The sequence below is a fragment of the Crocosphaera sp. Alani8 genome (genome assembly GCF_038442745.1).
In the GTDB taxonomy this organism is placed as follows: Bacteria; Cyanobacteriota; Cyanobacteriia; order Cyanobacteriales; family Microcystaceae; genus Crocosphaera.
The window spans coordinates 1-25,693 of the sequence record NZ_JARVCN010000371.1 but is presented as its reverse complement, the minus strand read 5'-3'; the positions used below and the strand labels follow the sequence as shown (position 1 = coordinate 25,693).

The following is a 25,693-nucleotide window of genomic DNA, read 5'->3' as shown; positions in this document are numbered from 1 at the left end:
AGTCGCTACTACTACTATTGACCGTCACTGTTCCTTCGGCTTTAACCGCAAAGGTCAAGGGAGGACTGACACTAGAGCTATTGTTTGGTTCAAAGGCAACTGTTTGTGTCTGTGCTAAAGGAGTAGAGTTAGTGGGGTTAATATTGAGTTCGGACTCGTCGGTGATAGTGCCTGTTAGGGGATCAGTGGTAATAGCAGTTTCTGTCGTTAAATTGATGGGTAAAGTTTGAAATTGATTGCTATTGTTTTGAGTAAAGGGAATAGTTGAAGTACTGAGTAAAGGTAAAAAGTCGTTAGGCTCCAAACTCATCAGAGAATCATCAGTTTCTAAAAAAATGTCATCAGGCAAATGCTCTGATGAAAGTTGAACGTTGTAAACGGAGGTGTTTTGGGGGTTACCCATGCCAGCAAGAACACCCACTTCTTCTTTTGGTGTGCCATTTCCAAGAATTTCATGCCCCAAAAGATTTTGTTCTAAAAAACTTTCCATAAAAAACACAAATTATCTAACTGTCCCCTTCATGTCTTTCACAATACTTTAGTGAGAAGAAAAAAAATATGAGGGTTTTTACTGGTTTTTTTTCTAGTTTTTTTGATTTGATTTCCGTATTTCTACTGTTAAGGAAGGTCACGCCAAATTTCATTATCATACGCTAGACACAAATGTTTAAACATCTAAACATCTAAACATTTAGATGCTCACTTAAGCTAAAATAAGATCATCCATTAATTCATCTCCTTATGATCATCACCGTCGCCTCGTTCAAGGGTGGCGTTGGCAAGTCCACCACTGCTTTGCACTTAGCAGCTTACTGTCAACAACTAGCACCATCTCTCTTAGTAGATGGGGACTTAAACCGCAGTGCTTTAGACTGGGCCAGTCGGGGACAATTACCTTTTAAAGTCGTGGATGAAAAACAGGGGGTTAAATTTGCCAGAAACTATGAACACATTATTATTGACACCCCTGCCCGTCCTACCCCTGACGATCTAAAAACCATTGCCTCTGGCTGTGATCTACTGATTCTGCCTACCAGTCCCGATGCTTTGGCATTAGGAGCAACCCTGCAAATGGTAGATGCCCTGCACTCCTTAGAAGCCAACTATCGAATTTTGCTGACCTTAATTCCCCCTCGTCCCTCGAAAGCAGGTTCTGAAGCCAGAAACGCCATTAAAAACGCCCAACTGCCCCTATTTAAAACAGGGATTCGACGGTTGGCAGTGTTTCAAAAGGCAGCCCTTAAGGGGGTTCCCGTCAATCTAGTTAAAGATCCTTATGCAAATGCTGCTTGGGATTGTTATGTCAAAGTAGGCCAGGAGATTTTACCATGAGCAAAAAACCGTCAAGCCGATTTGATGACCTCTTCAGTGCAGCCCGTAGTAAAACCCAAGAGACTTCATCAGAGTCAACTACAGCAAAGGAAACTAAGAAAAGCAAAAGCCGTGACCCTGATTATGTGAGGACAACGATCTATCTTCCTAAGCAACTCCATCAGCAACTGAAAGTGGCTGCGGTTCAAGGGGATAAGGATATGAGTGAGATTATAGAAGGGTTGGTCAATGCCTGGGTTCAGTCTGAAAATGCTTAAACATCTAAACATCTAGACGTTTGAGCATCTTTAGTCAATAAGGTAATGATGGTATCGAAAGATATTTCTATATGCACTTTCTAGGATGAAAACTATAATAGATAATATCGGGCTTTACTATTAGAAAAAAGTGATATGACATCTTCGGATAAATCCCATGCACAAGATAATCAAAACAAGCCAACTTTAGTGGCTTTAATTAAAAAGAATAAACCTGAAACTTCACCAGAATCTCAACCCAAAGCAGAAGAAATTACACCCCCTAAAACTTCCAGTCAATCTAGAGCTAAAAAAAAGACAAGCTCTACTACTAAGTCTAAGCAAACCACAAAATTAACTGACTCTAAGAAAGCAGAAAATACAACGACTAAAACCGCCCAAAAGAAACCTCAGTCAACAACTCCTAAGAAAACAAAAAATCAATCTCAATCAACATCGGCTCCCAAAGAACCGAGAAAACCTACGGCAAAAACTCCCAAAACAACTAATAGTCAATCTAAGGAAACAACCTCTCAAAAGGCTAAGACGAATCCCCCATCAAAAACAACTCCTAAAAAATCATCAAATTCTTCTCCTAAAAATCAAAATAGTTCCCCTAAAAAACCTAAGCAACCCACTCAAAAAAAACCAGCTAAAACTGAATCAAAAACTCAAAATCAACCCCCGACTTCTCAACCCAAAAAACCTAAGATTGACCCCATTCAAAAAGCCTTACTGTATAAAAACGAGAAGAAACAAAGATTAGGCATTTCTGACTATCAAGACCAGATTAATGCTAGAGATATATCTTTATCTCTGACTGGAATTATTTCAGTGGCCGCAGGAAGCTTACTACAGACTTTCTTAGCTGGCAGTATCATGGGACTTTTTCCATTAACCGCACTGGCATGGTTGTCAGCAGCCTTTGCTAAAAATACCTTCACATTCCATCGAACAGCTTTAGATATTAAACGAGAAGAAGACGCTGAAAAGAAAATAGCTCAACTGTTAAAAGATACCTATTTAAACGATGGGGGAGAAATTTATTCATTATTAGATGAAAATACCTTAATAATCCCTGACCCAGAGGGATATAGACAAGATTATCTTGATATTGGTCTAACCTTACCCAATGGCCAATTTTTAGCCATTTCGGTTAAAGCCCTCAAAGGGGAAAAAGACTTTGTGTATATTGACCAAAAAACCAACAAATTACGTTATCGCAACTCTCATGGACTCAAACGTTGGAATGTTAATCCCATTGATGAATTAAGGCGACAAATAGACTGGCTCTGGGAAAATACGAGGATTTTGAATACTTCTCCCCTTGGGATTGTTATTATTATGGCTCCAGCAAAACTGAAAACTTTTGATGATGTAGCGTATCAAATTGGGGATATCAAAATTCTTGAGCTTGACAATATTTTAATTGTTCGAGAAGAAGACTTACTAACTCTCATTAATGAGGTATTATCTAGAAGGAAGGTGTAAATTCCGTGTCCTATAAGACTACGCGCACCTTTCGGTAAACTGAATAACCCCTGGAAATATGCGTTTTTTGTTCCACCAAAAAACATTCCTATCGGGATTACAAGAGTTTGAACAACTCCAGGTAGTGAACCAACCCAGAGATATCTTTTATATAGTTTTATGTTAACAAACATGACATTTGTACGTCAAAAACTTACCCAGGCTGACCCTAGACGATTACCAGTCATTGAGCCAGCTAGGTTTGCTTTTGGGGACAAAAAACTGAAAATATAGCAATATTAGAGATTATTTCAAGGAATCCCAGATAATTCAAGGGTTGTTCACTTTGACCCATTAACCAGAAGTGAACAATGGAAAAAACCTCCAATCTAAATTCATCATCACATTACCCTCAGAAAAAGCCAAAGAATGAGCTTCACTCTCAACGTTGTCAATTAACAACAGTAAACGGGGGTAAGGTGTCATGAAAAACCAACTCACCCCTACTAATCGTGCTAACCAAGGGACACACAGGGTTAAATTATCAGTTAACCGTCACCATCATGACAAAACAGTTAGCAACCCCAAACATTATCGGGACGGCTTTAAAACCCAAGAATTAACCATCAACGGGTTAGCCTCTGCCGTTAAGCGTGGTCATGCCTGGAGTTGTGCCACCTACGACCACAGCATGAGGTCAAAAGCCAATTATCAACAAGCTCAACTGATTGGCCTTGATATCGATAACGGCTTAACCCTCAACGATGCCCTCAATCATCCCTTTGTCAAGCAGTATGGACAATTAATCTACACTTCGGCATCCCACCAAAAGCCCAAAGGAAACAAGGGGACAAGGGGACAAGGGGACAAGGGGACACGGGGACAAGGAGATCACCTTGTCCCCGTGTCCCCTTGTCACCTCCTCTCCGCACCCTGTGACCGCTTTAGAATCGTATTTAGTGCGGATCAACCCATCAAGGATATAGAAACTTATGAACATTTAGTTAAAGCTGTTATGGGGCATTTTCATGAAGCTGACGAAGCTTGTAAAGATGCCTCACGGTATTGGGCAGGGAATAGCCAAGCAGAAATATTTATCCTCGATGGAGATCCCTTACCAGCTTCGTTAATTGAAGAAGCAAAAGAACAAGCTAAAATCGAATGGGAAGCCAGGGAAAAACGCCGTCAGGAAACATTAGCACGGGTTAACAAACAAAACCCCGACGAAGTTAAAAGCCTAGCCATAGAAGCCCTAAACTTCATCCCACCACGGCAACCAGGAACCGGAACATACGAAGAAAGCTTACGGGTTCTCATGGCCTTAACCACCATCTTTGGTCAAAGTGAGGCGATCGCCATTGCCGAAGGGTGGAGTCCCCCCATGAAGGGATGGAACCCAGCAAGAAAGATCCAAGGGTTCAGAGTGGGCGAAGTCACCGCCGGTACATTATTCTGGATCGCGCAGCAACACGGCTTTAAATTCTCAGATCGTCAATGGCATTCAGAGGCCAGATCCCCCATTGAACCCGATGCCGACCAATATCAAGCTTATCTTGAATGGGAAATTGAACAAGAGGAAATTGAACAAGCCATCGCCACCGAAGGGTTTATTAATAGCTTAAAAGCCAAACTCTTAAAATTAGGAAACTCTTTAAAAGGCTTTGGCTTAAACACGAAAAAAGCTCAAAAAACTAAGGTTTCACCTCCTAAGAAATTAGCCATTAAACCAGGAGATGCCCTCCCCACACCAAAAAATTATAAAGGAAAGCAACCCCCAATTATTACCTTTCCAAAAGGTCATCGACATCAACTGATTTGGCAATTAAAGAAATTAGGATGGACAACAATATTAGATAGTACCGCCACGGGATTAGGCAAATCCCATGACGCTGGTGTATTCAAAAATACTCGCGGTAAAACTTGGTATGTTGACATCAATCATCGTAACGTTTCTACCCAGACCGTTGAAGAGAATTACACCGATATTAACCCCCGTCACTTGGGGATTTATAACGATGGAAACGGCTTTAAATTACAAGGGATAAACCAGATAGAGCCAAGTAACTGCCATCTTGCTAACTTATTATTAACCCTTAAGAATAAAAATCATAACTTTGAAAATGACCCTACCAATAACGCCCCTAATCCCTTATGTGCCTCTTGTATCTATCATCAAATGAAAGAGACATTAGAAGACGGTCAAACCATTGCTAAATGTGCCAGTAGTTCAGGGGATGGATATGGCTTTAGACATCAGAGAATGAAAGCCTTAGAAGAAGAACTTAATCGCTTACACCCGTATCAATTTTCCGACGTTGATTATCTTGAAGATGGTACCTCAAACTATCACAATGATGTCGCTTTTATTGAAGAAGCTAGTCGTACATTAACGCCGACTCTTATTACAGGGAAACTAACCGACTTTGACCGTACCCTGATGGATATACAATTGAAAGCTCCTGAACTTTTTGAGGCATTAAAACCCCTTTTAAATCTACGCCCTTACCTAACAGGTGATGAAAAAGTTAGACACGGACTTAACCATTTTCAAATTCTAGAAAAGTTAGGCAAACCACCAGAAAACTTAGGGGATATTATCGTTTCTTTATCTCAACTCCTCCCCAACATTAAAGATTTAATTGTCAAAGCAGATACTACCGGAACCATTGATTATAAAAAGCTCAATATTAGTAAGACCATTGCCAAAACAGCCAGGGCTGGCTTTAAACGACAAGCTTATGCTAAGACCTTGGAAAATCTCCAAGATTTACCCAATAATTGGTTAATCGATTTTCTTGAAGTTTGGAATGGTCATCAAGGGGCGTTAAGCCTATCTAAAGGTTCTTTTACCATCACTAAACCTGATGAAAGAACTTCCTCTATTATCAGAGAAATGGGCTTAACCGTTCTCTTAGATGCCACCGGAAATAAGCGAGCTTTAGCTGCTAAATTAGGCATTAATCCTAATAGTATCATCGAGATTCAAGAAGACACCCCCATCTATAATAATCTCACCGTTAAAGCCGTCGAAACTGAGGGCATGGGGTCTAATAATTGGTCAGAAAATGCCCTAGAGCGTATTAAAGCCATAAAAGCTAAACTCTCATCACTCCATGATGATATTAACTTTTATGCCCTCAAAGATTATATAAAAGTCTTAGACATAGATCATTACTGGTTTTACCATAACCGAGGGGGTAATCATGACCAAAGACGTGAAGCCATCGCCTCCTTTGGTAAACCTTATATTAATATGGGAACCGCTTTGGCTGAGTATATCTGCCTATTTAACCCTGAGTTTGATGACGAAGGTAAACCCATCGGCTTTGATGAGTATTACCAAGAGTTAGCCCAGGCTGAATATATCCAATTCATTGGCCGGCCCCGGGCCCACTTATACCCAGACCAACAATTTACTATTTATTTAGTGGGGACTAAATTAGATTTGGCCTTTCTTGAGAATATGGGCATCAATGTCCTCTATCAAGATGAGTTTGATTATATCCCAGAGATGGTTAAGCGCAGGAAACGGGATAAATGGGCTATCTATAAATACGGCCTACAATTAATGGCCACCGGTCAAAAGATCACTCAACAAGCTTTAGCCCAAGGGACAGGCTTTAGCCAAGGGTGGATCTCTAAGCTGTTTAAAGGTACTAATACTCTATCTTGGAAGGACTTTTGTAAATTATTCCAGTCTCTATATAAAGACCATATAGGAAGTGGAATAATTACACCCTCCACAGTCCTAAATGCCACGATTAGGGAATGGCTTGAATTACAGCCATTAGAGTTAGCTCAAGAAATGATAATCGCGATTCATAATGATGGCTGGCAAACCGTAGTCGACTATCTCAGGTATGTTTGCCCTCATGAAGCTTTCCAAATTTTAGGCATTTTGGCCTTATTTACTCCCAACTCAGATCAAGTTTGGCACGAATTTTTGCCAGAACCACCTTTTTAACGCCCGATCATTCTTTTCCAATAGGCACAAAATGAGTCGAAGGGGTGTCCCCGTCAGGTTGTTTAGGATAAAACTGTTTGTCTAACCAACAAGCTAAAGTTGGCTTGATCAATCAAGGGTTCAATCAGTAGCAAATTTTAGGAAATATTGGCTGATTTGAGATCAGGTTATGGGATCGATCGTCAGCTTGCGCCAATATGAAGCGACCTTGCTTTGAGATTAGTTGAATTATGATCACCATCACCATCTATTCAGTCAATAGAAGAATTAGTATTTTTGAATAATGAATCATCCCAGACAACCTTTTTTTTGTCACCTTTATGAAGTATATAAGTAACTTATCAGACAAAACGGTTTTAGATTTTTAAGGTGGCTTAATAAAAACTTTATAATTGGGCTAATTTTTGGCTACCAAAAATTTGGATCAAAACTTGACATTCACTCACTGTTTAGCCCAAAAATGTCCTTTTTTTCTTCTAATTCTCTCCCTCTGTAGAACATTTGTTTTGGATCAAAACTGGACATTTAGTGAGTGTTTAGCAAAATCGTTTGTTATTTTCCTCTATAATAGGGGTTAGAAGCCCTCAAAATCTGAGCAGATCCCCTAGCTGAGTCTAATATCTTTTCCGTAGGAAAAGCGCACTTATACAACCAGAGGTTGCCGTGCGTTGGGGGAAGCCTCCCCCAAACCCCCATACAAGGAAAAGTGGTTACGTAAAAGGTTTACTCTCAATCGATAAAAATATCAGTTTTGACGTTTTGACCTAATTTTCGACTTAATATTTCCGAAGAGAATATTTTTGAGCATATTACAATTTCTCTACATTTGTAACTCATACTCAAAAGAAAAAGTCTGATAAAAATAAGTCTAATTGGCCAAGATTTGAGAGCGGTTTTACTGATGTGCAAAATACGTAATATGTCACAAGTTGTCACCCTCATGGTTGTGGTAGGCAATCAGTAGAAAGTTATGAAAAAAAAATCAAGCATTTGGATAGGAGTAGAAAATTCAAGGGAGGTGGGGGGAAGTTTCCCCCCATACCCCCCTTTCAGGTGTTTTCGACTGTACTTCGCTTATTCCGCTCCGCTCCATTCGCTACGCCCACTCTCAAACACCTAATAAATTTTGATTGATTTATATCAGTTATTGAGATTTGAATTGAGGGAATGGATTATTTTTTCGAGCAGGATAATCTACAATCTTTCTGTCAACGTCTTCTCCCTCTTCTCTGGTTAGATTGTTGAGTGTTTGACTGAATCATCATCGTTGTTTTCTCTTTAATAAACTGTTTCATAGCAGGAGAGGTAAACAGTTTTACATCTTGCATGGTTAGTCCGGGACTATTAAGAGGTAAATAAACATAATCCCAGATAGCGTTGTTCTGTTCATCGAGTCCCTGGTATTGGACAATCATTTTATAGTTACCCTCAACATCTCTAATAGTGAGTAACCCGTTGCTCAAATCGATTTTATTCTGAGTGTCCTGATAACTGCTAATCTGATTAACACGCAACCAAGCAGCAACCATTGGAGCCACTTTTGCTGCGTATTCTTGTTGTTGAAACAGATACTCAGGACGAAATTCAGGAGACAAAGGCAGAGAATCAATCAAGTTTAAATCCTTAGATGAAAATGAAACCTGGGTATCTGATTCATCCAACTTATCGGATTCTGAGTCCGTTTCTTCTTTAATTGGGGACTGTCTTAAACGAGAGTTCGGTTTTGACTGCTCTTGAGACGAGATAACTTGCTCTAACTCAACTAACTGTTGTTCTAAGGTTTCAAGTTCAGAGTTAGTAGCTTGAATACTTAAATATTGTTCACCCCGTTCAGTAACAATCCCTCGCTTCATCATGGCCATGACATTAGCCCCTAAATGAATTTGAGGAATACGATTAATCCCCTGTTGTTCTAAACTTCGGTGGTCAATCCGTTGTTCACTACCTGCTTGTTCTAACGCTTCATTAGTGTGAGTTTCCCAACTTTTCCTTAAACTCAATAAAAAATCTTTCTTATTCAAATGTCGGGTCTTAGCTCCGAACCCCTGGTCATCGACAGTACGAGTTGTCACCATAATATGAACATGGGGATTGTGACTATCGAAATTATGGAACGCCAAGTCAGCGGCCAACCCTCGACTTATAAATTCTGCTTTTACAAACTTTCTAACTAATTCCTGTTTCTGGTGGTGGGTTAATTCCAGAGGTAAAGCCATGTCAAACTCCCTAGCCAGTTGAGAATTTTTCCGTCGTTCAAATAACTCAACTTGATTCCAAAGCGTCTCACGAGAGTTAACCCAATCAGGGGCATTGTCAGGGGCAATAATCTCAGTCGCGTAAACTTCACCTTTGCGTCGGTAGTCGAAGATTAATCCAGTGCGTTCATCCCTAATTTTTTCAGCAGCACGATAGGCAGCCGATGCCGTAGCACTTTGCCCTTTCCCTCTTGATATTATCTTGGCACTGAGATGGTAAATCGCCATAAGAGCCGATGAGGAGTTATCAGTAAATCAGTTAATTTCCTTTCCCTTCTGCCCAATAACAAAGGGGTTTAGGGGAGGCATCCCCCAACCCACGACAACCTCTGGTTGTATAAGTGCTATTAGGTAAAAAGGAAAAATTCTGCTGTTATCTTAGCATAGGGCTTTGAGAAAAGGCTCGGTTTTCTGATGTGACTATGATAATCTAACTATAATGGTGGTTTTGAGGGTAGATAAATGAGTAAGAGACTAGAAAAGTTATTAGAAAAAAGAGATACTCTTAATGCTGAAATTCAGAAAGTTAGAGCGAGACAAAGCGCACAAAAACGTAAAGAAGACACAAGACGGAAAATCTTATTAGGGGCATTAGTTCAAGAGATGATGGCTAATGGGGAATTAGATCAAGAGATGATGATGAAACGGCTAGATGGATTTTTGACCAGAGATATTGATAGAAGCTTATTTAATTTTCCAATAAAAGAGCCAGCGAAAGGAAAAGACAATCAAACCAAAACAACAGCCAAGAAAACGTCTCCTTCTCGTACCCGAAAATAGGTTGATGGGGTGACTTAAGTATTCAGCGTTTCGTTGATAGCTTGTATCATCAGAACCTGACTCTCCTTTTCGCGAGTTAGAACATCACTGATCAAGTCAATTCTCCGACGCTTTTTAGACTGTGAATAGTCCCTGCTTGTAAAAACCGTCTTACCCTTCAATGAATTAAACTTTTTCATTATTTGTTGAAGCTGTGTGACTGTTAATTTTCGCACCTTGGAGATCGTTTTCTTGACCTCCTCATCGTGAGATAAGCTAGAATCAAACTCCGTTTCTTCATGGGGTAGATTATTGGTTTCTACTACTTCACTCAAAGGAATTTCCTCACCCTCCATTTTGGATGTATCCTCAACGGAATCATCTCTGTTGACTGTATTCTCTTCTTTTATTGGTTCAATGTCTTGATTATCACTGTATAGCTCTTTTAGTTCCTGAATTGCTTTTGTTAACCCATCTAAATAATGATCTAATGAATCAATATGGGTTTGCATCGATTGGATCGTGGGATGGTGGGAAATTGCCTGTTCCAATGATTCTGGGGATTGGTTAACAGATTGTTGAACAAGTTGTTTGACAGACTCTAAGAGTTCTTGTTTGACATTCTGTATATCGTTTTGATTAACACTCTTGTCTAACTCTTGTGTAACAGTCTGTTTGACAAGTTGTTCAAGGTCTTGTTGATTAACACTTTGTTGAACAACTCGTTCAACACTATCAAGTCCTAAGCCTTTGGTGATGAGATCAATGATGGTGGCTGTTTTATCGTACTTCCCCTCACCCTTTGCAAAGTGAGTCTTCCCGTAGTCTTCTATTTGGTGATAGAGGTTATGGGGGATTCTAGCAGCTATGGCTATGCTCTTAGAGGTTATCCAGGTTTGATTGGGTTTCGTCTCACTCATCGTTATTCATTTGTTCAACAATGTGTTATACAAACTAGAGTAACCCATAAAGGAAACCAGGGGTAAAAATGATTAACGAAATGTATAACGTTTGTTTAACATTATGAGGTATCCTTGAAGTAACGAACTCTTAGAACTGATAAGGAAAATAATGGCTAAAAAAAATCCTGATAAATTATCCGACCAAATTGATGCAGGAGTCAAAACAGCGATTTCACTCATCGATTGAGAGACACCGAAGATTAGGCGAGTCAATTAGTATTCTTAAAGATGGCAAAGTTGTTACTTTAAACGCTGAACAAATTCCCCCTTTAGATGAGCTAAAAAATCACGATCTAAGTGATTAAAATACTACTTTACATTATAATTAAGAAAGAGGTTCTTCTATATAAGAAGATAAAAATATCAATAATTTTCAATTTTTCCTCTGATACGAATAGCTTAATTATTGGTGAGAAAGTTAAACCATGACCCAAGCAATTGACAAAATAACAAATATTTTAGAAAAACTGCAAACTTTAACGGATTACCAACAGCAAGAAGTTTTAGATTTTATTGATTTTTTGCAAAGTAAGACATCATCCGTTGAGTTTAAGCATTCTGATGGAACACCCATGTCAGCTTATGAAGCTGCTGCTTCTTTTGCCGGATGTGTTGATGGTGGACCTGGTGACTTAGCCACCAATAAAGAGTACCTTAAAAACATTGGTAAGTCTTGATAAAAAAGGTTTTACTTGATACTGGACCATTAGTAGCTTTCGTTAACAAACGGGAGAATTTACATCAGTGGGCGGTCAATCAATGGAAAAATATAGAACCGCCTTTGTTAACTTGTGAAGCTGTTATTACCGAGGCGTGTTTTCTGTTACAAGAAGTTTATGGAGGTGAAGATGCCGTTATGGGATTAATTAGTAGCGGTTGTCTTCAAATTCCGTTTAGTCTTCATGAAGAGATTGAAGTGGTTAGAGAATTAATGAGACGTTATCAATCGATTCCTATGTCCTTAGCTGATGCTAGTTTAGTCCGAATGAGTGAATTAGATAATGAAAGTATTGTCCTGACCATTGATAGTGATTTCTTGATTTATCGTAAAAATAGAAATCAGTCGATTGGAGTCATTATTCCTAATAGTTAAAATTATATTCTTTCTAATAGCTTGGTTGTAGGAAGCGAAACTTGATTGATTTGTGTGCGATCGCATTGGGGATAAAAGAGCCTATAATTAACGTCGTATAACAGTAATTATCTGACGCAGCATGGTATGCTAATCAGGTCAGTATCGGGTCTTTGTGCCTGATCTACCAAAGGATTTATCCGACGCTTATGCTGACTGTAACTACCCCCTCGGATCTCACCCCCACAGACTTACTCGACAACTTTGCTGCTTTCGTTCGCCTGGACACTGCTGATGGCAATGCAGCCGATGATACGGTGAAAACCTACGCTTGTACTGTAAAGCAATTTTTTAGTTGGTGCCACTCTCAAAGACTCCATCCCCTCGATGCCACACGGGATGATATCAAGGAGTACCGTCGTTGGTTGGTGGAAATTCAGGCTTATAAATGTGCCACCATTGCTCTGAAGTTGACGGTGGTGCGTCGCTTCTATGCAGGGGCGGTGGAACGGGGTCTAATCCTGGCTAATCCTGCTTTGGGGATAAAACCACCTAGAGAAAATATTGATCCAGCCGAACGCATTAATTACCTGGAAGAACCGGAAGTGACAGGGTTATTGGAGAGTTTGCCTACTGAGAATACCATTGGGGGGTTACGCGATCGGTTTCTGGTGGCGGTGATGGTATTGGAGGGATGCCGAACCGTAGAAATGCACCGCGCTTCGATTGGGGATATTGTTAAACGAGGATCTGATATTGGGATCAGGGTATCGGGGAAGCGATCTCGACGCATTGTGCCGTTGACTCCTGATCTGGCGAAGCTGCTCAATAAGTACCTGAATGCTAGGAAGCGTTCAGGGGAGGCGTTAAATGGGGATACCCCTTTGTTTATTGCTTTAGATAAAAGGACGTATAGAGGCCGGTTAAGTCGTCGTTCTATTCAACGAGTGATTGATAAGTATTTACGAGCATCAGGGTTAAAGGAGCAGCCTAAGACACATAAAAGCAAAAAACGGGCATCAAATCAGTCTCATCAAGCGTCTAGCGAGGAGAAACAACGTCCTTCACAATCTGCTTCATCTAAGTCCCATAAGTTTCAACAACCACAGCGACAGTTGAGCGCACATTCTTTGAGGCATACGGCAGGGACGTTGGCTATTAGGGCAGGGTCGGATTTAAGGCAAGTACAGGATTTGTTAGGCCATGCTGATCCTAGAACCACGGCTTTGTATGCTCATGTGGCTGACCGGTGGCGTAATAATCCGGCTTTGCGGTTGGGAGTAAAGGTTCCTCTTTGACTTCTTTAGCAGAAGTTAGCGGGTCGGCGAAAATATAGGGTTCGTGCAACCAGGGGCAAACAATTCAGATGTACTAACTGACAGCCCATTTTTTAGCCTTCATCGATAAGAAATTCTAATACTAAACTTTGCCTAGTTTGAATCCTTTTAGGCAATGTTTTTAAATTTCAAGATGGAGCTATAATACTTTGAGATCGGTTTAAAATACGTTTCAACTTCTATTTTAGGCAATGTTTTTTTGATGTCTCTGCGGAACGAAAAAGCATTGATGTAACTTATACTAAAGCGATCGCTCTTAATTTCAAAACCAAGCTCTGAAACTCTTACATAGCAAGGGTTTCAGAGTTAGATTGCACTTCGTTGCACGAACCTTCTATTTATGCCTATTTCCTGCTGCATCAGTAGCCGTGGCGATCGCTTCAATGGTTCCTACTGTATCAGGGGTAAAGGTATATAAGCCATTCCCATCAAGAGTTACCGCTTGACCATTAACCGTTAAAGAAAGGGTTTCAACCCCAATATTATCCGTTGCTCTAACATACAAAGTAACAGACTGTCCTAAGTCCACTGGTTGCACAGAGGGGTTAACTCGAACCGTTGGGGCGATATTATCGACGGTTACAGTTTAAGGTTGGGTTTCGTTGCCTCTACCTAACCTACAAGATGGCGATCGCACTGTTTTATTTTTATATTTGCTTAATCATCATCTATTTCATTCCAAAGTAAAACATTTTGCGGAATATGATAGTACCACCAGTAATAAGACTTTGGATAATACTGTTCTTGTGAACTTAGTAGTATATGTTTTTCTTTAAGAAGTATTTTTTTCAATTGTTCATCTAAAAAAGATAGCTGCTCGTTATATTTATTGACGCTACAATAGCTTTTTCCTAACTGTATAGTAGGGCAAATTTCATCTCTAATAGCTAAAGGCTCTATATAATCCCAATATTCCCAAGCTTTTATATATCTTGAATCGTTTTGCATACGATTAATAAAGTCATCATATTCTTCTTCTCCTTCCCAGTCGACTAATTCATTTTCTTTTATATCCCACCAATAATCCCAGGAACTTTTTTTGTCTTGAGCTTGCATACACTGATCGACAAAGTTCTTCCAAATTATTAGTTTAGAAGGCAACTCATCATCTAGCTCTGATTGAAAAATGTCTATCACTCTTTGTTGATTTGCTTGAAAAATATTTTCAAATTCATTAATAATTTGGCGAGCTTTTAGTAAATCTTTTGAAGAAAGCTTAGAGCTATTAATATAAGTTTGCAATTGACCCAAAAACTCAATTACACGTTGAAAGGTTTTTTCTTCTAACTTGCTATTTCTGTTCACAGATGATTGTTTCAAGTCAAAGACTTTATGCTTTAAATTTTCTAGAGAAAAAACACATCTATCTAGATATTCGTTCATAGACGGTGTTGGATGTATTTCTACATCCTGCTCTAGAGTGCGAGGATATATCATTTTGAGATAGGTTTCGTACCAATTTTTATAATGATTTAGTTTCATATACACACTAATTGATGATTGATAAGCTACTTTAACAGTTGAGCATTAACTTTTCCTGATGCTACCTCAGAAAAAGTTTTTATTTTGCCAGCAGCGTCACGTATAACCATGACACCTTCGTCTCCACTATTGAGCCCAGATTGTAAAAGTTTTCCTGTTCCTTTGCTCGTTCTTACAAACGTAACATTTCCGCTAGGAGATTTGAATACTTGTCCAAATCTAGAAGCACCTTTGGGAAGTTTAGAAATTTGTTGTGCAAGTTGTGTAAATTTTTTAAATCCCCCTGCACCATATCTAAAAGCTGGTTCTCTTAATCGATTGGCTATTTCTACAAACCGTTGAGGTTGTTCTAACATTCTATTAAAGAAATGAGATTTTGCTCCTTTAGCACCATTAGTCCAAGCTTGAACTACAATATCATCCGTAGACTGAATAACTGTTTGTATTGTTCTTTGAACAAAAGGAGATTTTGGATTTATAAGTCCTCTTCCTATCATTGTTTGAATAGCTTGAGGATGAAGTATGTTTGATTTGAGCAGATAAGCGGCAGTTTGTTGACTGGATGCTGTTACGCTGGATGTATTAATTGCTTGTAACTGATCTTGTAGCGAGCTACTTGCATTGAGTTCAGTTAGTGTAACAAGACCACTGGGATCAATCCCATTCACAGGATCGGCATTAGCATAAAGATATTTATGTAGGGTGATAGGACTATTAATGCCGCCCTCATAAGTATCCCTTCTCGTAAACCTCCCTATACTTTGATCATAATAACGATCTCTTAAATAATATTCCCCTAAATTCTCATCAAACTGCTCTCCAGCAAATAAATAATTATTTTCAAAACTATTATTAGAATTAATCAGATTTCCAAACGCATCATAATCATAACTACTGATAACTAAACCATTTTCATTAGTTAAAACTCTCGCACTTCCTAAACCATCTACTTGATAAAAAGTCGTCTCATCATTTCTTTCCTGAGAAATCAAATCTAATCCATAAACATAACTAACCTCTAATTCACCATCTACATATTCCTCTAAAACTTGAGCATAAGCTTGATTACTATCAACTAAATAATCAGTTCTGACCCCATTGACTTCCTGAGATGTTCTAATATTATTAACATCGTATTCATAATTGATTTCAGTTCCATCAGATAAAGTTACTGATACTAATCGATTTTCTTTATCCCACTCATAAATTGTTTCTGCTGAATCTTCAATAACTTTTATCGTATTACCATTATCATCATACTCATATTCTTTAACTTCCCCATTCTCTTGAGTTTCAGTTAATAACCAATCATTAGCATTATAAACATAAGTAATTGTCCCCTCAACCGAATCAATCTTAGTTAACCGATTCCCTACCGCATCATAGGTATAACTAATCACTCGACCATCATTAACCGTATCCGATGAATCCGTAATGGTTTCTTCAATTAATCGATACAAATCATCATAATCATACTCAACAATCCTTCCATCTGCTTCTTCGACTTTGAGACGATGACCAACTTTATCTAAGGTATATTCATAACCAGAAATAACTTGTTCCCCTAATTTATTCTCTAACTTAATTAATCGATTTAAGTCATCATAATCTCTTGTTTCTATGACTCCATTAGAGAAAGTAGTTTCAATTAAATTACTAACCCCATCATAAACATAAATCGTCTGATGATTATCTGCATCTGTTACTGTCTTTAAACGATTCCATTCATCAAAGGTATAATAAACGGTTCCCGATGGGGTAGTAACAGAGGTTCGGTTTCCTGTTAAATCATAGCTATATTCAAGGGTATTTCCACTATCTAAATATATTCCAGTGGGGTCAGTTTGAGCAATTAATCTATCTCGTTCATCATAAGTATAAGTCGTAGTTCCTCGACTATCTGTAATCGTTTCTCGTAATCCGGTTAATGTATAAGTATAATCAACGAAACTATTATCAGCAAACAGTTTCTTAATCAGACGGTTTTGTACATCATAGAAATAGGTAATTATCTTCTCATTAAAATCGGTTACTGTCTCAATATTTCCGACTGCATCATAAGTCGTTATCGAACGTTGTCCTAATGGTAATTCTATGGCAGTTCGACGACCGACTTTATCATATTCATAGTTAGTTTTATGATTATTAGCATCTTCAACCCAGATTAAACGACCCAATTCATCATAACCATATTCCGTTCTAATTTCTGTAGGATTAGAACTATTTTGATTGAGGTATTGAACCACATCTGTTAAGCGTCCTAATGAATCATATTCATAATTCGTTATCTTTCCTTCTTGGTCTGTTGTAGTCGTTCTACGTCCTAATTTATCATAGCTAGAAGTGGTAAAGGTTCCATCAGCAAAGAGGGTTTTGGTGAGTCTTCCTAATTCATCATAAACATAGTTAGTTGTTCGTCCTAACGCATCGGTTTCAGCGATTTTTCTACCAACAACGTCATAAGTATTAGTTGTCGTAAAGTTAATGCCTGGATTATCTGCTAATTCAGGATAAATAATCTCAATTAATTGGTCATTTGCATCATAAATATATTCAGTTCTATAACCCCTTTCATTAATATTTGCTTTAATTTTTCCATCTTGATAATACTCAGTTTGAGTTCGAGGATTATCACTTAAATAACTAGGATTACTATCAGGATAAATTACTTCTGTCCAATCAATGATAGTAACGGTTTTATTGGAATCAAGGAAACTAACAAATTGACTTAAAGTATCAACTTCATCAGTATAAATGGTTTCAATTAATCTACCTAATTGATCATAATTATAATAAGTAACTTTTCCTGCTTGGTCAATGGTCGCTTTTTGACGACTTCCTCTGTCATAAACGGTTATAGTTCTCGGATTATCGTCTAAGGTTTCTGGGGTAGAATCAGGATAAATGGTTTCTACTAATTGACCTTTATCATCATAACGATATTCTGTTCTTCTTAAGAGTGCATCAATGACTGCTGTTTGTTGATTTAACTCATTATATTCATAATAAGTGGTGTTATTTTCGGCATCTGTTGTTGATAAAAGATTGCCTTGTTTATCATAAGTATTCTGTGTTAGAACGGTTACTATTCCTTCAGCAGTGGTAACGGTCTTACTTTCTGTTAGTTGATTACCACTATCATCATAGGTGTAATTTGTTTGATGTCCATTTGCATCAATAATTCTTGTAACATTGCCTCGTAAATCGTATTCAAATCGGGTTATATTATTATCTGCATCAGTTAAAGAAAGAAGATTTCCACGTCTATCGTAACTAAATTTGTTAATATTACCTTGAGCATCTTTTGTAGATAATAAATTACCTGTGGCGAATCCATAATCATAGGTGGTGGTGTTTCCTAAAGTATCTGTTTCTGTTAATACATGGTCAAATTTTCCATAGGTATAACGAGTAATATTTCCTAACGCATTTGTTTCTGTTAAAGCATTACCTCGTGCATCATAAGTATAAGTGGTTGTATAACCTTCTTCCCCACTTTCTTCAGTTATAATTGTCTCGGTTAATAAATTATTTTCTTCATCATAAGTCCGTTTAGTTACCTTACCAACGGCATCAACTTCAGTTAAAATATTACCCCGTTCATCATATACATAAATCGTCTCATTCCCAAACACATCTTTAGTGGTTTGTGTAGAATTATCAGGGTCATAAACTAATTCAACCGCTTCCTCATTAACATCAATTACCCTAGATAATCGTCCATCTTCATCATATTCAGTCCTCACCGCTTCACGATTTAACGGGTCAATAATTGTTTCTAAATAATGTTCTCTTTCCTCATGATAATCAAACTTGGTTTCATTCTCTTCCCTATCAATAACCTTAATTAAATCCCCATTACTATCATATTCATACTGAATAATATTACCCGATGGGTCAACAATTGAGGTAATCCTTCCTTTGGCATCTCTATTAAATTTAACCTCAACCCCTGAATCACTAATTATCCCACTCTCAGAGAAAGTCAGCTTATTCCCATTGGTATCCGTAGCGGTTAATAAATCCCCAGATAGAGCATCAATTTCATAAACAATCCCTTCCCCTGTGGTTAAGGTATATTTTCTTCCAAAATAAGGGTCAATGGGATTATATAAATTAGCAGGAATACCAGCAAATTCCCCTGTTCCTGTACGAATTAATAAGGCATCTTTGACGGTTAAAACATTATTAGAATCCGACTCAGAAACGAATTTAGGATGATATAAACCTGTATCTTCTTGTATGCCTAATCCACCCCCAGCAGCAGCTAAAAAGGCTCCTAATAAGTCTAATTCAGGTTTAAAGGTAAAGGTTTCTCGTTTACCACCAGGAAGGGTAATATAAACTTTATCTCCTTCTCTAAACCCTTTGCCAATAATATCAAAGGTGTCATAATAATCATCTGGCCCTAAACTGGTTCTGAGATTGGTATCCCTAAATTCTAATCGCCATCCATAACCAAAATCATCCCTTTCTTGTGCCGTTAAGGTGTCATAGGTTCGAGTAATACTAATAGGAATACCAGAAACAGGAATAGATAAATCGGTAAAGGATAATTGGAAGTTACCGAGTTTTAAATCTCCTTCAACGTTAATGGTTCTCTGTTCAAAAACAATATTGCCACCAGCATCAACCGCTTTTAATCGTAAGGTATAAGCATCATTTTCTAATAAAGTGGGGTCAAAGACTCCTAAAACATCATTGTCAACAGCTTGGGTTCCTCTAAAGACTTCTTGGAAATCATCACTGCCTAACTTAGCTACTTCTAAAGTGTAATACTGTAAATTATCGTCGTTAACCGTACCAATAATTTCTGTAGGAGAAGTAACGGTATCTTCAGAGAAGGCTGGTAAGTTAATGATAGGGGCATCTTCATCACTAAAATCTAACACTTCAAAAGTAGTGATAGCGGATTGACTATTTCCTGCTGCATCAGTAGCCGTGGCGATCGCTTCAATGGTTCCTACTGTATCAGGGGTAAACGTATATAACCCATTGCCATCAAGGGAAACAGCCTGACCATTAACGGTTAAAGAAAGGGTGGAAACCCCAATATTATCCGTTGCTCTAACATACAAAGTAACCGACTGTCCCAAGTCCACAGGTTGCACAGAAGGGTTAACACGAACGGTTGGGGCTAAGGTATCGGCAACCACTTCTAAAGTAAAAGATTGAGTCACCGTTGCCCCTAGACTGTCTGTAACAGCGATTTCTATAGGATAATTGCCCGTATTTTCAGCATTAGGAGTCCAGCGTACCCGTCCCAACTCATCGATAGTCATACCTGATGGGCCTTGAACTAGGGAATAAGTCAATTTTTCCCCATCCAATTCACGGACATGGAGATCGTAGCGATAGACAGTTTGTGGAGTCGTTACCGTGGGGGGCGTGGTTGAAGTAATAACAGGGGGTTGATTTTGGGGTTGAATGGAAATAGAGAAAGCCTGTACCGTTCCGGCACCATCTGAGTCGATAGCAGCTACAGCGATGTCAAATTGACCCAATTGATCTGATTGGGGTTGCCATTGCACTAAACCTGTGTTCTCATCAATGGTCATGCCTTGAGGATGAGAGAGTAGTTGATAGGTTAAAGCTTCACCATCGGGATCATTAGCGGTCACTTGATAGGTATAACCCTGTTGTAAACCCCCCCTTAACACCGCTTTAGAGGAAATAGTCGGAGCTTGATTTATTCGTTGGCTTTCAACCACTAAAGTATAGGTTTGATTCGAGATGGCCCCTTGAGTATCCCGAACGATAACCTCTACTTGATAGCTACCCACTTGTCCAGTTTGGGGAGTCCAGCGAATTTCTCCTGTGTTCTCATCAATAGTCATACCATCCGGACGAATACCCAAGCTAAAGAAGAGTTGATCTGCTTCAGCATCAGCAGCGATCGCTTGGTAGGTATAAACTTGATCAATCCCTGCTTTAGTCGAGGGAATAGAGGAGATGAGGGGAGGGGTATTTTCCCCTGTGACGGTCAATGTAAAGGTTTGAGTCACTCGTTGTCCGAGAACATCACTAGCAGCAAGAATAACAGTATGTTCTCCCAATTGTTGGGGTTGCGGTTGCCAACGAATGGCTCCGGTATCTTCATCAATGACCATACCCGCAGGAGCGGATTCTAACTGCCAGAAGAGAGAATGACCATCCGGATCTTGAGCAGTAGGAGAATATTGATAAATACGATTTAAGTCAATAGAGGTGTTGGGAGAAGAGGTAATCGTAGGAGGATGGTTAGCAACAGGGGGATTTGAGGGTTGAATGTCGGGACTATCTGGCGTTTCAGGAGGAGGAGAAGGAAGATTAGGAACACGATTTTGCACCACAACGGTAAATGTTTGGGTAGCGAGTCCTCCTTGACCATCATCGACAGTAAGCTGGACTTGGTGTTCTCCTACTTGGTCAATGGTAGGCATCCAAATAATGCGCCCTTGTTCATCAACGATCATGCCATCGGGGGCTTGATCTAGGGTGAGGGTTAAAGGATTACCATCTTCATCGACGGTGACAGGTTGGTAAAGATAAGGACGGTTGACTGGTGCAAAATTGACAGGAGTTGAAACGATATCAGGGAGACGATTGGGAGTAGAATCAATAACATTGAGGGTTAAATCTTGACGAATTTCTCCTCCCTTTTCGTCTTGGGCAATAATGGTTAAATTCTGCTCACCGAGGTCAGTAGCAGTGGGAGTCCAACGCAACAGTCCCGTATTCTCATCAAGGGTTATGCCTGAAATATCGGTGTCTAAGTGGTAAGTCAGGATATCTCCATCGGCATCGAGGGCTTTGGCTTGATAAGAGAAAAGTTTGCCCACTTGGGGAGAAATATTAGGGACAGTGGAAGTGAAAAGAGGAGGCGTATTAGGCGCAATCACCTCTAACTCAAAATATTGAGTAGCCACACCTCCCTGGTCATCCGTAACTCTAATCAAAACACCAGGGAGGGTTTCAGCTTGCTCAATAGTAGGTTCCCACAAAAGAATACCTGACTCGGCATCGAGAACCATTCCTTGAGGACCTATGGCTAACTCGAAGGTCAAAGCATCATTATCCGCATCGGTCGCTTGGACTTGATAGAAGAGTTGCTCCCCAACTGTTAAAGTCCCAGTAGGAGCAGTGGACGTAAAAACGGGAGCTTGAGGAGGAAGTGATTGAGCAGAAGCCTTTTTCGCCAAGCCGAATTGATGATAAAAAGTATTCTCAGAAACCGTGATAACGTCAACAAAAGAACCAGAAGTGGGGGTCGTTTCTTCGTAACGCTCTGGAACCACTTGTCTAACAATATAAGTCCCAGGAAGTAAATTATCAAAACGGAAAGAGAAAGAAGCGTCAGAAACGTCTAGAGAGTTATCAGGAATTTGGGTAACTTGTTGGGGTTCATGGCTATCGAGAATTCCATTATTGTTGAGGTCGAGATAAACCGTGATTCCTTCGAGTAAGGGTTCTTGTAGAAACTTAGGGTCAAAGGAATCGCCCAAGACATTTCCACTAAATATATCGTAAATTTGTTGAGTAGACTTAATTAAAGTAGCATCAGGGTCTAGAGAACGCATCTTCTCCATAGCCCGAAAAGAAAAACTAAAAGCAGAAACATTGACTCCTTGAGTCACCGCTAAATCAATCGCCTCTTTCTCTTCTGCTTGTAAAGTAAAATTGCCACTGGACATAAACATAACGTTTAAATCCCCACTCAAGCCCAGTTCTTGATGAAGTTCAATGGCTTTAACCACGGCAGTCGGAGATGACCCATACACAGGACGACGGAGAGCTTCACGGAGATCGGCAATGCCGTTATTATTGTTATCTGCAAGGGGATTAGTGGTAATTTGAAGCCCTTCTTGAGACGGGTCGAGGTCAAAAACATTTCCTCGACCATCAAGAATGCCAATATTAGCAGTGTGGCCAAACCCTTGAGCAATCAAATATTCGCTTAATAACAGGATAGCTCCCAACTCAAGATCAACTGGTGTTAAATTATGGGCAAAAGTTTCGTCTAAATCAGCCGTAGTCCAATCAATATTGCCTCCAGCTACCGCGCAGGAATACTCAATAACAAAGAAAACATCAGGATTATCCCCTTGAACTAAATTGAGATCCAGAAAAGTATTGCGATTGATATCTTCAAAGACTAACCCTTCAATGGTTCCTAATTGGTCAAAGACCTCAACCGAGAAAGATTGAATATCAATCCCTCCTCGTCCATCGGAAACTTCAACGGTAAAGTCGTAAGTGTTGCCCACTTCAGCCGACTCATCTGTAAACCACAATAATTCCCCAGTATCTTGAGAAATAAAAGCATCGAGGGGACTATCGAGCAACCGATAGGTTAAAGCATCCCCATCCGGATCTAAACTGTCTAGTTGATAGCGATAAATAGATTCAGTTAAAGAAGTGCGAACAGAAGGAGTGCTAATAATGCTAGGGGCTGTATTATCTGGGTCTGGCCAGAGACGGAGACGATAATCTTGAATGGCACTGCCACCTTGACCATCTTCTACGGTAATTTTGACAGGAAACGTTCCGAGGGTTCCTTTTTCTTGCTGGTTAGATTCCCCCGTCCCAGGAACGATAACAGAAGCAGGGGTCTTATCGTGAACAAAAACTTGAAATTGATAGTCTATAGGGTCTGCTAAAGTGTCTCCCTCAATTAATACTGTATAAATCCCTTTGTCTGGTAAACTCAATTCAAAACTTTCATCGGGTTTAAGAGGGCTTTGGTGGAGTAAGGTTTCATAATTAGAACTGTAAATTTTAATATTGGCCTTGCTACTACTTTGCTCAATATCAAAGAAAAAGGTTTGATTCGCTTTTTCTGCTACTAACTGATAGACTTTGCTTTGTTGTCCAGTGCTTAAGCGACCACTGACAGGTAAATTGATGGGAATAGGAGAACCAGTGGCTAAGTTAATTAATTGAAAACTATAGTTGCTGGTACTGTTATTGGAATCTGCCTCAATAACAAGATTATATATTCCGTCTTGGGTTAAAGTTGGTAACCCGATATTACTCTGACGAAAATCTTTGGCATAAAAGACCCGATTGCCGTTAGGGTCATATAGCGAAGCATTAACCCTCTCTCCATCCATTCCATTGAAAAGGAGTTGTTGTCCGACAATAGCCTCGATTTGATAAATTTGCCTGGGGTTTTCAGGAGTTAAGGTATCGGTTTCAATGGCATTAAAGGGTTGAGGATTAAATTGGGGAGAGGTGGGGTCAGAAACCAATTCTATAATTTGGAATTGCCAATTTCCAATAGTTGAACTAAAGTAGCCTGAAGTTTCTAAACTATATTCTCCTGTTTGGTCAAGACGAATTACCCCGTAATCATTACGGGTATCATGATTTTCAAATAAATAAGTCCCGTCTGGATTTCTTAAACGGGCGCGAATTTGCCAAGACGACGTACTCAAGCGATCTAGCCTAATTAATGTACCAGCAGACGCATTGAAAGTATAACTATCCACATCCCCTGCATTAGCGATGGTTCCTGTAACAGTTACATTGGTTCCAGTAATGGGGATAGAGGCAACAGAATTATCCGTAACCTGAAAACTGTAATCAATAGAAGTGTTACTATTCCTCACAATTGCTAAAGTGTATAATCCATCAGAAGGTAAAGCAACTTGGAAATCAGGCGCATTAAGGTCTGGTTGTTTAAGAACATGATTATTTGGGTCGTATAGAGTCCAATTAATTTGATTGTCCCCCGTTTGTTCTAGCCAATCAAAGCTTAATTGGCTTCCTTTTGTCCCTATAAATTGATACAGTTTCGTTGGATGTTCTTCATCGAGGGTATCAGTAATAGTTTCTCCTGAAATTAAGGGAGTGACAGTTTCAAGATTGCTGAGTTTCACACTGTACTCTCCAGTCGCTTCTTTTTCTCCATCAATTTCTAATCGGTAGGTTCCTGTTTCTATCAGAGTAAAAGGAGTATCATTGTCTGAAGTCGCTTTTGAGAACAATAATTTACCACTGGGAGCGTATAATCGAGCGAAGAGTTGACTATTATCTGTTAAAGTCTCAAGGTAAAATTGCTGTCCTACGCTTCCCTCAAAGGTATAGTTATCTCTTTCTCCTGCTTGACTAATCTCATCTGTAATTAAATCTCCTAAATTTAAGGAAGTTGTTAGAATCTCAGGGGTAGTTAGAGTTAAGGCAAAAGAAGTTTCTTGACTATCACGAATAGCTAAATAGTAAGTTCCCCTTTTCTCTAAAACATATTCAGTATCAGTATCTAATTTTTCTGAAAATAATGATTGTCCTTGAGTATTATAAAGTTGGTAAATATCCTCGTTTTGAGCCGATACAGTCAACCCCTTGAAGTAAAGTCTTTGTCCTTTTAAAGCCTCAAATTGGTAAAGTCTATCTTCTTTCCCAGAAATTTCTATTGGTTCACTAATAGTTGTATTCAAATTAAGAGAAATCGCTTCACTCCAGTCTAATAAACGAAAAGCGTAATTATCTGTGTTCTCATTCGTTCCGTCAACAATTAATTGATAAGTTCCTGTTTCTGTTAAACGAAAACTAGAAACGTCTTTAGCTACATCTTGAGACCAATTTTTTCGACCACTAGGAGACCATAAGGTAGCATCAATATTTTGGTTACTTTCCACTAAACTATCAAACCATAAATGTTGTCCTGCTACCCCATCAAAGGTGTAAGTATCCCATTCTCCTACTACACTAATTGCTGTTTGAATGGATTGATTGAAGAGAATTGAAGTGGTGGTTATTTCCGGAGCAACAAGTTCTAGTTGATAATTATTATTGGTTTGTCCATTACCAAGGAAAGCTAAAGTATAAACTCCCGTCTGAGGT

At 39.1% G+C, this 25,693-nt stretch carries 14 protein-coding genes and 1 pseudogene; 9 read left to right on the top strand and 6 right to left on the bottom strand.

Going from position 1 to position 25,693, the window contains the following annotated elements:
- On the bottom strand, positions 1-490 hold a 490-nt coding region (locus tag P9B04_RS18810), incomplete at its 3' end, for a hypothetical protein (protein WP_342056506.1).
- A 251-nt stretch (positions 491-741) separates the two neighbouring features.
- Between P9B04_RS18810 and P9B04_RS18805 the strand changes: the two genes are divergently transcribed.
- The 4 genes from P9B04_RS18805 to P9B04_RS18790 all read left to right on the top strand — a co-directional run bounded on the left by P9B04_RS18805 (position 742) and on the right by P9B04_RS18790 (position 7,002).
- The gene (locus P9B04_RS18805) at positions 742-1,332 is read left to right on the top strand and encodes a ParA family protein (RefSeq protein ID WP_342056505.1); all 591 of its coding nucleotides are present in this window, start codon (positions 742-744) and stop codon (positions 1,330-1,332) included.
- Complete coding sequence (locus tag P9B04_RS18800; RefSeq protein ID WP_342056504.1) at positions 1,329-1,589, top strand: CopG family transcriptional regulator; 261 nt, start codon at positions 1,329-1,331, stop codon at positions 1,587-1,589. Before P9B04_RS18805 ends, P9B04_RS18800 begins: the two co-directional genes overlap by 4 nt.
- 135 nt (positions 1,590-1,724) lie before the next feature.
- Positions 1,725-3,059: a hypothetical protein gene (locus tag P9B04_RS18795; RefSeq protein WP_342056503.1), complete on the top strand. Its 1,335-nt coding sequence runs from the start codon at positions 1,725-1,727 to the stop codon at positions 3,057-3,059.
- 463 nt (positions 3,060-3,522) lie between these two features.
- Positions 3,523-7,002 carry a hypothetical protein gene (locus P9B04_RS18790; protein WP_342056502.1) on the top strand — a complete coding sequence of 1,160 codons (3,480 nt, stop codon included), beginning with the start codon at positions 3,523-3,525 and terminating at the stop codon, positions 7,000-7,002.
- A 1,208-nt stretch (positions 7,003-8,210) separates the two neighbouring features.
- On the opposite strand, the gene mobQ is transcribed toward P9B04_RS18790, so the two are convergent.
- Positions 8,211-9,485: a MobQ family relaxase gene (gene mobQ, locus P9B04_RS18785; protein ID WP_342056501.1), complete on the bottom strand. Its 1,275-nt coding sequence runs from the start codon at positions 9,483-9,485 to the stop codon at positions 8,211-8,213.
- Between the two features lie 234 nt (positions 9,486-9,719).
- Here mobQ and P9B04_RS18780 point away from each other — a divergent pair, with 234 nt between their 5' ends.
- Complete coding sequence (locus P9B04_RS18780) at positions 9,720-10,037, top strand: hypothetical protein (protein WP_287140568.1); 318 nt, start codon at positions 9,720-9,722, stop codon at positions 10,035-10,037.
- Positions 10,038-10,051: 14 nt separating this feature from the next.
- Here P9B04_RS18780 and P9B04_RS18775 read toward each other — a convergent pair whose 3' ends face one another.
- Positions 10,052-10,936 carry a hypothetical protein gene (locus tag P9B04_RS18775; RefSeq protein WP_342056500.1) on the bottom strand — a complete coding sequence of 295 codons (885 nt, stop codon included), beginning with the start codon at positions 10,934-10,936 and terminating at the stop codon, positions 10,052-10,054.
- A gap of 151 nt (positions 10,937-11,087) precedes the next feature.
- Between P9B04_RS18775 and P9B04_RS18770 the strand changes: the two are divergent.
- From P9B04_RS18770 to P9B04_RS18755, 4 genes and pseudogenes are all read left to right on the top strand, one after another.
- Positions 11,088-11,283, top strand: a pseudogene (locus P9B04_RS18770) (hypothetical protein).
- A gap of 120 nt (positions 11,284-11,403) precedes the next feature.
- Positions 11,404-11,655 carry a DUF2281 domain-containing protein gene (locus tag P9B04_RS18765; protein WP_342056499.1) on the top strand — a complete coding sequence of 84 codons (252 nt, stop codon included), beginning with the start codon at positions 11,404-11,406 and terminating at the stop codon, positions 11,653-11,655.
- A complete protein-coding gene (locus P9B04_RS18760; RefSeq protein ID WP_342056498.1) occupies positions 11,652-12,071 on the top strand; it encodes a type II toxin-antitoxin system VapC family toxin in 420 nt (139 codons plus the stop codon). The genes P9B04_RS18765 and P9B04_RS18760 overlap by 4 nt, the downstream gene beginning before the upstream one ends.
- Before the next feature lie 188 nt (positions 12,072-12,259).
- Positions 12,260-13,348 (top strand): tyrosine-type recombinase/integrase, encoded by a 1,089-nt coding sequence (locus tag P9B04_RS18755; protein WP_342056497.1) that lies wholly within the window; start codon positions 12,260-12,262, stop codon positions 13,346-13,348.
- Between the two features lie 373 nt (positions 13,349-13,721).
- Here the strand turns inward: P9B04_RS18755 and P9B04_RS18750 are convergent, their stop codons facing one another.
- From P9B04_RS18750 to P9B04_RS18740, 3 genes are all read right to left on the bottom strand, one after another.
- On the bottom strand, positions 13,722-13,925 hold the full coding sequence (locus P9B04_RS18750) for an Ig-like domain-containing protein (RefSeq protein ID WP_342056496.1): 204 nt from the start codon (positions 13,923-13,925) through the stop codon (positions 13,722-13,724).
- A 119-nt stretch (positions 13,926-14,044) separates the two neighbouring features.
- On the bottom strand, positions 14,045-14,869 hold the full coding sequence (locus tag P9B04_RS18745; RefSeq protein WP_342056495.1) for a hypothetical protein: 825 nt from the start codon (positions 14,867-14,869) through the stop codon (positions 14,045-14,047).
- 26 nt (positions 14,870-14,895) lie between these two features.
- A complete protein-coding gene (locus P9B04_RS18740; RefSeq protein ID WP_342056494.1) occupies positions 14,896-25,488 on the bottom strand; it encodes a putative Ig domain-containing protein in 10,593 nt (3,530 codons plus the stop codon).
- Positions 25,489-25,693: the final 205 nt, after the last annotated feature.

Coding starts and splice junctions, on each gene's coding strand:
- P9B04_RS18805 (WP_342056505.1), top strand. CDS start 742: ATGATCATCACCGTCGCCTCGTTCAAGGGTGGCGTTGGCAAGTCCACC.
- P9B04_RS18800 (WP_342056504.1), top strand. CDS start 1,329: ATGAGCAAAAAACCGTCAAGCCGATTTGATGACCTCTTCAGTGCAGCC.
- P9B04_RS18795 (WP_342056503.1), top strand. CDS start 1,725: ATGACATCTTCGGATAAATCCCATGCACAAGATAATCAAAACAAGCCA.
- P9B04_RS18790 (WP_342056502.1), top strand. CDS start 3,523: ATGAAAAACCAACTCACCCCTACTAATCGTGCTAACCAAGGGACACAC.
- mobQ (WP_342056501.1), bottom strand. CDS start 9,485: ATGGCGATTTACCATCTCAGTGCCAAGATAATATCAAGAGGGAAAGGG.
- P9B04_RS18780 (WP_287140568.1), top strand. CDS start 9,720: ATGAGTAAGAGACTAGAAAAGTTATTAGAAAAAAGAGATACTCTTAAT.
- P9B04_RS18775 (WP_342056500.1), bottom strand. CDS start 10,936: ATGAGTGAGACGAAACCCAATCAAACCTGGATAACCTCTAAGAGCATA.
- P9B04_RS18765 (WP_342056499.1), top strand. CDS start 11,404: ATGACCCAAGCAATTGACAAAATAACAAATATTTTAGAAAAACTGCAA.
- P9B04_RS18755 (WP_342056497.1), top strand. CDS start 12,260: ATGCTGACTGTAACTACCCCCTCGGATCTCACCCCCACAGACTTACTC.
- P9B04_RS18745 (WP_342056495.1), bottom strand. CDS start 14,869: ATGAAACTAAATCATTATAAAAATTGGTACGAAACCTATCTCAAAATG.